The organism is uncultured Tepidimonas sp. (genome assembly GCF_938045175.1).
GTDB lineage: Bacteria > Pseudomonadota > Gammaproteobacteria > Burkholderiales > Burkholderiaceae_C > Tepidimonas.
In genome coordinates this window covers 1-10,034 of sequence record NZ_CALIND010000114.1, presented here as the reverse complement: position 1 = coordinate 10,034, position 10,034 = coordinate 1, and the positions used below count along the sequence as shown (strand labels likewise).

Sequence of the window (10,034 nt, the reverse complement as noted above, 5' to 3'; positions counted from 1 at the left end):
TCGACCAACAGCACCCAGCGCCCCTCGTCGTCACTGAGTTGCCCCACCCACCCACCCCAGGGCCTGCAACGCACTCAGCGGCTCGTCGAGCTGCAGCGCATCGACACGCAACCGGCGCGCCAGCTGCGGCACCGACAGCCCGGGGCGCGGCGCTGCACGCGCCGCATCGAGTGCGGCCAGCAGCTCTAGCGCGAGTTGAAACGGCCAGCCCGGCGTGTCGCCGCGCCGCGCCACGCCCGCCAGTAGGCTGGGCAGGTAGGCCACGATCACCGCCCCCAGCAGCACGATCAACAACAGCAAGTAGAGCCAGACGAGCAGGATCGGCAGCGTGGCAAACGCGCCGTACACCGCCGAATAGGTGGGCACCGTGCGCAGATACCACGCCAGCGCCTGCTGCGCCAGCTCGAACGCGATGGCAACGAACACCCCGCCCACCAGCGCATGCCGCAGGCGCACCGGCGCATTGGGCACATAGCGGTACAGGGCGGCCACCCCCAGCACCACGAGGGCAAACCCCCCGATGTCGAGCAGCCAGCGGACCCCCGCATGGACGGCTGGCAGCCAACCTTTCGACACCGACAGGGCGTACGAACTGGCGCTCAGCGCCGCGGCCAGGCACAACGGCCCCAGGGTCAGCAGTGCCCAGTACACCAGCACCCGCTGCGCCAGCGGCCGCAAGCGCCGCACGCGCCAGATATCGTTGAGCTGGCGGTCGATGGTGAGCACCAGCGCCAGCGCCGTGATCAGCAGCACCAGCGCGCCGCTCCAGCCGATCTTGGCCGCGTTGGCTGAAAACTGCCACAGCGCGCTCGAAACCTGGCGCGCGATGCTCTCCGGCACCAGGGCCTCGACCATCCAGCGCTGCAGGCGCTGCTCGACGCGCGCAAACGCCGGAAACGCCGAAAAGATCGCCAGCGCCACGGTCAGCAGCGGCACCAGCGAGATGGTGGTGGTAAACGTCAGGCTGCCTGCCGCCACCCCCAGCCGGTCGCGCGCCAGGCGCTCGCGCAGCATGGCCAGCGTGGTGCGCCATGGAAAGTCGCGCAGCGCCCGCCACAGTCGGGCGCCTTCGGCCCGCCAAGGCGCTCGCCAATCGGCCTGACGACGGGCCCGGGAATGGGTCGGGGTTCGCGAATCGGTGGCGCTCATGCCGTTATCATGCCAGCCGATGACTGCCCCGTCTGCTCCCCTTGCCCCGCCGCTTGCGCCCCACCCCACCGACGAGGCGCTGCGGCTGGCCCGACGCACCCGTGCGCTGGCCGTGTCGTGCCTGCTCGCGCTCATCGTCCTAGGCCTGGCGTGGGAACTGTGGCTCGCTCCGCTGCGCCCCGGCGGCTCGTGGTGGGCGCTCAAGGTGTTGCCACTGACATTGCCGTTACCGGGTCTGCTGCGGCACCGCATGTACACCTACCGCTGGCTCAGCCTGCTCGTGTGGCTGTATTTCACCGAAGGCATCGTGCGCGCGACGACCGAAAGCGGCCTGTCGGCCCTGCTGGCCTGGACCCAGGTGCTGCTGTGTCTGGGGCTGTTTGCCGCCTGCGCGCTGCACGTGCGCTGGCGGCTGCGAGCGGCGCGCCAAGCCGCCTCCGAAGCGGCAACCACGCCCTGATGGAGATTCTGGATCCTGGACGCGCCCCCATGCCCCGCACCGATCTGCTGACCGAGCTGCGCGCCGCCGTCGGTGCTGCCCATGTGCTGACCGCTGCCGACGGCGACGACCTGACCGCTTACGAGCAAGACTGGCGCCGCCGCCACCGTGGGCGCGCGCTGGCCGTGGTGCGCCCAGGCAGCCCGCAGGAGGTGGCCGCCGTGGTGCGCCTGTGCGCCGCGCACGGCACCCCTATCGTGCCACAGGGGGGCAACACCGGGCTGGTGCTGGGCGGCGTGCCCGACACCAGCGGCCGCCAGGTGGTGCTGAGCCTGCAACGGCTGCAGCGCGTGCGCGCGCTCGACCCCGACAACCTGACCCTGACCGTGGACGCTGGCTGCGTGCTGCAAGTGGCCCAGCAGGCCGCCGAGGCTGCGGGCCTGTGGCTGCCGCTGAGCCTGGCCTCCGAAGGGAGCTGCACCATCGGCGGTAATTTGGCCACCAATGCCGGTGGCACGCAGGTGCTGCGCTTTGGCAATGCGCGTGACCTGTGCCTGGGGCTGGAAGTCGTCACCGCCGACGGCCAGCTCTGGGACGGCCTGAGCGGCTTGCGCAAGGACAACACGGGCTACGACTTGCGCCACCTGTTCATCGGCAGCGAGGGCACGCTGGGCATCATCACTGGGGCGGTGCTCAAGCTGGTGCCACAGCCCGCCGCACGCCTGACCGCGTGGGCCGCCGTGTCGGGGCTGACCGACGCCCTGGCACTGCTGGCACTGGCGCAACGCCGGCTGGGCCCGACACTGACCGGCTTCGAGGCCATGAACGCGTTCGCGCTCAGCCTGGTGGACCGGCACTTCCCCGACCTGCGCGTGCCACTGTGGCGCGAACACCCATGGTGTGTGCTACTGGAGGTGAGCGACCACGATAGCGAAGTGCACGCCCGCGGGGCGCTGGAGGCCACGCTGGCCGCGGCCATCGAGCAGGGTGCAGCGCGCGACGCCATCGTCGCCGAAAGCCTGGCGCAGGCGCGCACCCTATGGCACATCCGCGAAAGCATCCCGCTCGCCCAAGCGCAGGAGGGGCTCAACCTCAAGCACGACATCAGCCTGCCGGTGTCGCGCATCCCTGCCTTCTGCGCGGAGGCAGAAGCCGCGCTGCACGGGACCGTGCCCGGTGCGCGCGTGGTCAATTTTGGCCACCTGGGCGACGGCAACCTGCACTTCAACGTGCAGGCGCCGCCGGATACGGATGCCGCCACGTTCCTGCAGGAACACGAAGCCCACGTCAATCAGCTGGTCTACCGCCTGGTGCAGCGCCACGGCGGCTCCATCAGCGCCGAGCATGGTATCGGCGGCCTCAAAGCGGCGCTGCTGCCCGCGTTCAAGGACCCCACGGCGCTCGCGATCATGCGCGCCATCAAGCGCGCGCTCGACCCTGCGGGCCTGCTCAACCCCGGGCGCGTGCTGCTGCCCGATAATGCAGCCCCATGAGCCAGCGCCCGATCCGCACGCAGTACGAAGACTTCATGCGCCACGTCTTCGAGCACGGCACGCCCAAGACCGACCGCACAGGGGTGGGCACGCGCAGCGTATTCGGCTACCAAATGCGCTTCGACCTGTCGGAGGGCTTTCCGCTCGTCACGACCAAGAAGCTGCACGTCAAATCCATCATCTACGAGCTGCTGTGGTTTTTGCGCGGCGAACGCAATGTGCGTTGGCTGCAAGAGCGCGGCGTGACCATCTGGGACGAGTGGGCGCGCGCCGACGGCGACCTGGGCCCCATCTACGGCGTGCAATGGCGCTCGTGGCCAAAACCCGACGGCGGCCACATCGACCAGATCAGCGAGGTGTTGCATACCCTGCGTACCAACCCCGACTCGCGACGCATCATCGTCAGCGCCTGGAACGTCGCCGACCTGCCCCAGATGGCGCTGGCGCCGTGCCATGCGTTGTTTCAGTTCTACGTGGCCGACGGCCGACTGTCGTGCCAGCTCTACCAGCGCAGCGCCGACGTCTTTCTGGGCGTGCCGTTCAACATCGCCAGCTATGCGCTGCTGACGCACATGGTGGCGCAGCAGTGCGACCTAGGCGTCGGCGACTTCATCTGGACCGGTGGCGATTGCCACATCTACCACAACCACGTGGAGCAGGTGCAGCTGCAACTGTCGCGCTCGCCCTACCCCTACCCAACGCTGCGCATCCGCCGCCGCCCGCCGACCCTGTTCGACTACGAATTCGACGACTTCGAATTCCTGGACTACCAGCACCACCCGGCCATCAAGGCGCCCGTGGCGGTGTGAGCCGCCCCTACCCGTGATGCTGTCGCGCGCCCAAGCCCTGGGACTGGTGGCCTTGACGCTGATGTGGGGCGTCAACTGGCCGGTCATGAAACTGTCGCTGCAGGAGCTCTCGCCCCTGTTCTTCCGCGCCGTGACGATGACCGGCGGCGCGCTGTGGCTGTTCGCGTTCTATCACTGGCGCGGTGTGCGCCTGCAGCCCCGGCGCAGCGAGTGGCGCAGCATCGTCACGCTGGCACTGCCCAACATGCTGGGCTGGCACACGCTGGCCATCTTTGGCGTGGCCGCCCTGGCGTCCGGGCGGGCGGCCATCCTGGGCTTTACCATGCCGGTGTGGACGGTGCTGCTGGGGGCACTGTTCTTCGGCCAGCCGCTGACGCGGCGCACCTCCGTGGCGGCGCTGGCGGTGGTGCGGTAGGCCAGCAGCACGCCGTCTTCCCAGCGCGCGATCTCCCGGCCGCTCATGAAGATGGGCAGGCAGGCCAGCAGCGTGGCCACCCACCATCACCCACAGATCGAAGTTCAGGACAGCTTCGGAAATGGGCAGGCCACGGGGCGCCACCACGCCGGCCAGGCCCAGGCAGACAAGGATGTTGAAGATGTTGCTGCCCACCACGTTGTCCACGGCCAGATCGGTGGTGCCGTTGGCGGCTGCGCCTACCGACACCGCCATCTCCGGCGCACTGGTGCCGAGGGCCACGATGGTCAAGCCTACCACCAGGGGCGAGATCCCCTAGGACAGCGACAACCGCGCGGCGCCGCGCAAGAGTCCCTCAGCCCTGCCATCAGGGCGACCAGGCCAACGATGAGCAGGGCGATGGGCATGGCGTGGACCTCCTTCCCTGGATGCAATGTGGCGCCATCGTGCCATAGAGGCACACCTGACACAGACCGACAGAACGAATCGTTTGTTTGTTATAATGAACTCACACCGATATTTCTCAGGAAAACCTCGTGAGCACCGTCTCAGCCATCGGCAGGAATCTGCTGCGATTTCGGGAACAGCGAGGGCTCACGCTGGCGGGCTTGTCCGAGCGCAGCGGGGTGGCGAAATCGACCTTGTCGCAGCTGGAAAACGGCGATGGCAACCCCACGATCGAGACCCTGTGGGCTGTGGCCAACGCCCTGGGAGTGCCCTTCGGCCAGCTGGTCAACGAGGAACTGAGCGACGGCGGCGAGCTGTCGGACAAGGGGGTGATTTTTCGATTAATCGAAAAATCGACCGACGACCCCGAGATCGAGGTCTATCTGATCGAACTGCTGCCAGGCTGCCGCAAGGACTCCGCCCCGCATCCGGAAGGGGTGAAGGAACGCATCACGGTGCTGTCCGGGGCCATGCTGGTGGGGCAGGCCGACCGGCCGCGCATGGTGAGGGCAGGCGACACCCACACTTTCGACGCCGATGTGCCGCATGTGTACGCAGCCACCGAGCAAGGCGGCCGGGCCATGGTGGTGATCGTGTATCCGCCCAAGACGTATTCGGCCAGTGCCTCCACGCTCTACCTAGAGTGTCCCCAGGCCCCGAGCGCCTGGGAGGGAGTGCGCAGCGTGATGGAGCGCGCCCTGCTGGAGGTGTCCAACGGCCTGGGCGCGCGCATCCTGCGACTGCGCGGTGAGCCGCTCAATGGGCGTGACGGCCTGCTCAAGCTGCGCCAGATGCAGCACGAGGCCACCGCCGGTCCCTGGCGCTGGCCGGTGCTGTCGCTGGTGGAAGACGACGCCCAGGGGCCGTATGTCGCCGTGGTGCCCATGCCCCTGACCGGAGCCTTTGCCCAACCCGACCAGGCACCGCCCGCCTGGGCCAACGCCGACCTGCCGGCTGCCGCCATCCGCCTAGCCCGGCTGGCGGAATCGCCCTTCATCGAGCTGGGCGCGCCCGAAACGGCTGCGATCCAGGCTTATTTGGAGGGCCACAGCTGGGTGCTCAACAGCCTGGCCGCTGAGGTGCTGCTGCAGCGGGGGCGCATGTGCATGCCGCGGCAGCTGCATCACGTGCGCCCGGCGCCCGCAGCGGCGCAGCGCGGCGGCCGGGACGGGCCGTTCTCCAGCCGCATCGACGTGGAGCAGTACGATACCTTCGAGCTGCTGCACCCCGCCTACGCCCGCCAAGTAGTGGCCGCCGCCCAGGATATCGCAAGCTTCGCCGGACCGCAGCCCGCCTTGCAGGCCATCGACGTGGGCGCAGGGCCGGGTCTGCCGTTGCTGATGCTGCACGAGCTGCATCCGGGTTGCCGTTTCCTGGCCGTCGAACCCGACGAGGCGGCGTTTGTGTGCCTGCAGCGCAATGCCCACGGGGTTGAGGGCATCGAGCTGCATCACGGCGGCTTCCTGGAGCTCGACCTGCCGAGCGGCGAGACACCGCTCATCACCTCTTTCGGCGCCTCGCACCACTTCAACACAGCCTTCATGCTGCAAAAGGCCATGCAGCTGCTGCAGCCCGGCGGGCTGCTGGTGGTGGCCGACGAGTTCCTGCCCGAATTCGCCAGCGTGGATGAACGCAACCTCGCCCTGGTGCGCCACCACAGCGCCTACCTGCTGGCCAGCATGGCCTGGGTGGGTGAGCCGCCGGCCTCCGAAGGGGGGCTGGACCTCAGGCTCTACCGCGACTTGCGCCGCTCCATCATCATGGCCATGGTCGCGGCCACCGAGGGCAAAACGAACCAGGCGGTGAGCCTGTGCCGTAACCTGTATGCGCGCCTGTGCGAGTCCGGTTTGCGCGAGCGCCCTGCACATGAGATCGGGGCCTTCGTGCGCTTCTACTGGCTGGAGCTGCAGGCCATGGTGGCCGGCTTCGACTACGAGGTCGAGCGCAAGACCTTCCCGCGCCGCTTTGCCGGGCTGGCCGCGCTGGCCGGGTTGGAGTTGCGCCGCCACCGCCGGGTGTTTGCCACCACCGGCAGCGACGACTGGGGCGGGGGCACCCATGTCTTCACCTTCAGCAAGCCGGAGGGCGCATGACGCGGCAGGTGCTGCGCGGCCTGGGCGACAGCCTGGCCATTGCAGCGGGCTACGTGCCCGTGGCTTTTTCTTTCGGGCTGGCCGCCGTTCAGATGGGTTTGGGGGCTCCATGGGCCGTGGCCATCTCAGCCATCGTTTTTGCAGGGGCCAGCCAGTTCGTGCTGGTGTCCCTGCTCGCCGCCGGCGGCGGGCCGCTGACGGTGGTGCCCACCATCTGGCTGCTCAATGCCCGCCATCTGCTCTACGGTCGGGTGGTGGCCGAACAGCTCGCGCAGGCGCGCCCGGCCCGCGTGCGCCCGGCCCTGGCCTTTGGCCTGACCGACGAAGTCTTCGCCTGCGCGGCCGCGCGTTTGCCCACCCTGGCCCCGGCCCAGCGCGCGGGCTGGCTGGCTGGCCTGCAGGCCGGGGCTTATGGCGCGTGGATCGCTGGCACCTGGCTGGGGGCCGAGACCGGCGCCCAGCTGGTGGACCGGATCCCCCTGCTGCAGGAGGCTTTGCAGTTCGTGCTGCCGGCGCTCTTCCTGTCGCTGCTGCTGCAGATGGGGGTGCACGGACGTGGCCGGGCGCTGTGGGGGGCGGCGGGTGTCACGCTGCTGGGCCTGGCCCTGGGCCCGGCCCATGTGGCCATCCCGGCCGGCATGCTGGCCGGTGCGGCCCTCCAGTTGCTGCAGGCACACGTGGACGAGGACGGCGACGATGAGTGAAGCCGGCTGGATACAGCTGCTGACCGTGCTGGCCTGTGGGCTGGGCACCTTCCTGCTGCGCTCCTTGCCCTTCTGGTGGGGGCTGCGTCAAAGTACCGAGCGTTCGAACCTTATCCGCCGCTGGTCCTCGGCCATCGGCCCGGCCGCCATCGCCGCCCTGCTGGTGGCCTCGCTCTTCCCCCTGCTGTGGCCAGCCGCCGGCCCCACCCGCGCCCTGCCCACGGCCGTTGCCATCGCCGCCGTGATCCTCCTCCAGCGCCTGCGCGGGGGGCTGGCGGCCTCCACGCTGCTGGGCACGGGGGTGTATGCGTTGATGTTGTGGGTGATCGGGTGACGCGTTGTACCCAACCACCCCCTGATTTACTCATAACTATTTGATTTAGCTCTGGATTTCACGCTTTCTCGGCAAAAATATCTCCCACTTTCACATCCTCGTGTGCGCGATTTGCGGGAGTTTTCTGTGAAGTTTGCCCGCCCTGCCACAGACGATTTCTTCCGCTCGCGCATCGATCACATGATCGATCTGCGCCACCCGCTGGCGGTGCTGGCCTCTCGCATGCCCTGACAGCAAATCGGAGGATCGGTGGCGCATCTGTTGTCGCGCAAGGCGCGCTCGGGCATCGCCATGCCCGATCTCGATCTGTTTGGTGAACAGGTGCAGCGCCGCGAACGCTTGAGCCACGCGGGGCGCCCGCGCGTGCCGCTGCGCATCATGATCAGCCTCCTGTATCTCAAGCACGCCTTCAACGAGTCGGACGAAGGGGTGGTCGAGCGCTGGCGCAATGCTGGCGCGACTGTATCAGCAAGGGCAAGGCCCGAACACCCTACGAATTCGGCGTCAAGGCGGGCATTGCCAGCACGCTCAAGGGCAACCTGATCGTGGGTGCGCGGGCCTTCCATGGCCATCCGTATGACGGACACACCCTGCGCGAACAGCTCGAGCAGGCCACGATCCTGATGCAAGACTGTGCGGTCGAGCCCGCGACGGTGTTCGTCGATCGGGGCTACCGGGGGGTGGATGCGCTGCAACTCGGATGTGCGCATCGTGCACCGAGGCAAGACCCCACAGATCAGCAAGCAGGAGAGTAAGCTGCTCCGGCCACGAAAACATCGAGCCCATCCCCTCTTTTGCGCCTGTTGCAGCCGGCCGAGGCGGGGGCGATATCGCTCAGGCCAGGCTTGATGCGCTCGCAACCGGGGCTCGGGTGAAGATTTCAGGAACGACTATGTAAATGGTCGGCGACGGTGTGCATGGCGGGTTTTATGTTCGAAGCGCGGCGACGCAGCTCTTCCAGCGCCAGGCACACTTCGCGGTCGTCGATGTCGATGCGGATCATGTGCTATCCTTTCAGTGGCCCAAGCATGGGGGCGTCCGACTCATACCCGGAAGTCGTCAAGGACGTGGAGCTCCTGGGGCGGGCCACTTTCGCATGCTCTTGAGCACGATCATCTTGCGCCCGGTGCGCACTTCCCACACCATCACGTAGCGGATACCGGACTGTGGGTCCGTGTATTCAAGCACGATGGCCGGGCGGCCAATATCCGTCGTCCCATCGAGACGCCACTGTCCGTCTCGCAGCGCGATGGCCGCGAGGCGGAAGTCATCGGCGGTCACGGCTAACTGGCCAAGACGCGCCTCTGTCGCCGGATCGCCATGACGCCGAAAAGCGTGACGGACATCATCGGCGGCGAGCGCCCAGTCATAAAGACCCTCGACGCTAGCCCGTCTCATCTCATCGCTCGTGAGCAATCCCAGCGTCTGATACGGCTCGACGTGCGCGCGCGCTTCAAGATCTACCTGGCCGATGCGGCCATTGCGCCAGTGGCGATGCGCAACGGCAAAGCTATTCTGGAAGACGCGGCAGCGCTGGGCCTTGCTACCGAGACGGCCGTGTTCAAGCACCTGTTGCCCGCTACTGCGCGCAGACCGTGCGCTTCTCTTACTGGCGTGGCAAAAAAGACTGGGAAGTGGCTCTCGTCGCCAAAGTGGGCGGCGAGCTGTTTCCCTTCGAAGTAAAGTATCGCGCCCAGTACACTGGCGTACGAGAACTCAACGGTCTGATCGAGCTGTGCCAAGCCAAGCGCATCGCGCGGGGCCACTGAGCTTCTGGAGGGCCCGTAACGATGAAACTTAGAGTCTGTGAACGCCAGCGCCCGCTGGGCTTACCACTTGGGCACTACAAACTCACTGTCATGACGCGCGTGGCCGACGACAGGTCGCGAGCCGCAAGGAGGATCTCTTGTCAGCCATCCACGATCTGATTGCCCAGGTCAGCGACCCACGGTTGCGCGAGCGGCTGGCTGCAGAGTGGGCCAGCGCCTCGAAGGAGAAGAAATTCGGCCTGGTGTTCGAGGACCACCTGCCCGAACGGTTGCCGCTGCCCAAGGCCCGGCCGCGCCGCGGCGACCTGGTGTGCCGGCGCGCAGGGGGATGTCCTGTTTTTTGTGTGTGGGGCGGTTTCTGAATCTGTCCTCGTGTCGTTCA

Annotated in this window: 13 protein-coding genes and 2 pseudogenes; 11 read left to right on the top strand and 4 right to left on the bottom strand. The window is 67.6% G+C overall.

The genetic code is table 11. From position 1 onward, the window contains the following. Nucleotides 1–30: 30 nt before the first annotated feature. The gene (locus Q0716_RS06090; protein WP_299020842.1) at nt 31–1,149 is read right to left on the bottom strand and encodes a YihY family inner membrane protein; all 1,119 of its coding nucleotides are present in this window, start codon (nt 1,147–1,149) and stop codon (nt 31–33) included. A gap of 19 nt (nt 1,150–1,168) precedes the next feature. Here Q0716_RS06090 and Q0716_RS06085 point away from each other — a divergent pair, with 19 nt between their 5' ends. Genes Q0716_RS06085 through Q0716_RS06070 form a run of 4 tightly spaced genes read left to right on the top strand, consistent with a single transcriptional unit; the run spans nt 1,169 to nt 4,305 of the window. Then, complete coding sequence (locus tag Q0716_RS06085; protein ID WP_299020840.1) at nt 1,169–1,609, top strand: DUF2069 domain-containing protein; 441 nt, start codon at nt 1,169–1,171, stop codon at nt 1,607–1,609. A 29-nt stretch (nt 1,610–1,638) separates the two neighbouring features. Continuing rightward, nucleotides 1,639–3,081 carry an FAD-binding oxidoreductase gene (locus Q0716_RS06080; RefSeq protein ID WP_299020838.1) on the top strand — a complete coding sequence of 481 codons (1,443 nt, stop codon included), beginning with the start codon at nt 1,639–1,641 and terminating at the stop codon, nt 3,079–3,081. Next, on the top strand, nt 3,078–3,890 hold the full coding sequence (locus tag Q0716_RS06075) for a thymidylate synthase (RefSeq protein ID WP_299020836.1): 813 nt from the start codon (nt 3,078–3,080) through the stop codon (nt 3,888–3,890). Before Q0716_RS06080 ends, Q0716_RS06075 begins: the two co-directional genes overlap by 4 nt. 16 nt (nt 3,891–3,906) lie before the next feature. After that, nucleotides 3,907–4,305, top strand: a complete 399-nt coding sequence (locus Q0716_RS06070; RefSeq protein WP_068610294.1) for a DMT family transporter — start codon at nt 3,907–3,909, stop codon at nt 4,303–4,305. Between the two features lie 141 nt (nt 4,306–4,446). Here the strand turns inward: Q0716_RS06070 and Q0716_RS06065 are convergent. Further along, a pseudogene (locus Q0716_RS06065) lies at nt 4,447–4,560 on the bottom strand (sodium:calcium antiporter); the annotation flags it as partial. A gap of 281 nt (nt 4,561–4,841) precedes the next feature. Between Q0716_RS06065 and Q0716_RS06060 the strand changes: the two are divergent. From Q0716_RS06060 to Q0716_RS06040, 5 genes and pseudogenes are all read left to right on the top strand, one after another. Continuing rightward, nucleotides 4,842–6,845, top strand: a complete 2,004-nt coding sequence (locus tag Q0716_RS06060) for a helix-turn-helix domain-containing protein (RefSeq protein WP_299020832.1) — start codon at nt 4,842–4,844, stop codon at nt 6,843–6,845. Then, nucleotides 6,842–7,549, top strand: coding sequence for an AzlC family ABC transporter permease (locus Q0716_RS06055; RefSeq protein ID WP_143969135.1), 708 nt, complete (start codon nt 6,842–6,844; stop codon nt 7,547–7,549). Before Q0716_RS06060 ends, Q0716_RS06055 begins: the two co-directional genes overlap by 4 nt. Further along, nucleotides 7,542–7,883, top strand: a complete 342-nt coding sequence (locus Q0716_RS06050) for an AzlD domain-containing protein (RefSeq protein ID WP_052231597.1) — start codon at nt 7,542–7,544, stop codon at nt 7,881–7,883. Before Q0716_RS06055 ends, Q0716_RS06050 begins: the two co-directional genes overlap by 8 nt. A gap of 291 nt (nt 7,884–8,174) precedes the next feature. Continuing rightward, the gene (locus Q0716_RS06045; RefSeq protein WP_268807361.1) at nt 8,175–8,426 is read left to right on the top strand and encodes a transposase; all 252 of its coding nucleotides are present in this window, start codon (nt 8,175–8,177) and stop codon (nt 8,424–8,426) included. Continuing rightward, nucleotides 8,345–8,566 (top strand): annotated as a pseudogene (locus tag Q0716_RS06040) (IS5/IS1182 family transposase); the annotation flags it as partial. The gene Q0716_RS06045 and the pseudogene Q0716_RS06040, both read left to right, overlap by 82 nt. Before the next feature lie 197 nt (nt 8,567–8,763). Here the strand turns inward: Q0716_RS06040 and Q0716_RS06035 are convergent. Both Q0716_RS06035 and Q0716_RS06030 read right to left on the bottom strand, forming a co-directional pair. Then, nucleotides 8,764–8,886: a hypothetical protein gene (locus Q0716_RS06035; RefSeq protein ID WP_299020825.1), complete on the bottom strand. Its 123-nt coding sequence runs from the start codon at nt 8,884–8,886 to the stop codon at nt 8,764–8,766. A 56-nt stretch (nt 8,887–8,942) separates the two neighbouring features. Further along, nucleotides 8,943–9,452 (bottom strand): hypothetical protein, encoded by a 510-nt coding sequence (locus tag Q0716_RS06030; protein WP_299020813.1) that lies wholly within the window; start codon nt 9,450–9,452, stop codon nt 8,943–8,945. A 26-nt stretch (nt 9,453–9,478) separates the two neighbouring features. Here Q0716_RS06030 and Q0716_RS06025 point away from each other — a divergent pair, with 26 nt between their 5' ends. Then, nucleotides 9,479–9,652, top strand: a complete 174-nt coding sequence (locus Q0716_RS06025) for a hypothetical protein (protein WP_197052561.1) — start codon at nt 9,479–9,481, stop codon at nt 9,650–9,652. A 137-nt stretch (nt 9,653–9,789) separates the two neighbouring features. Continuing rightward, a complete protein-coding gene (locus tag Q0716_RS06020) occupies nt 9,790–10,014 on the top strand; it encodes a hypothetical protein (protein WP_299020811.1) in 225 nt (74 codons plus the stop codon). The last annotated feature ends 20 nt before the right edge of the window (nt 10,015–10,034 follow it).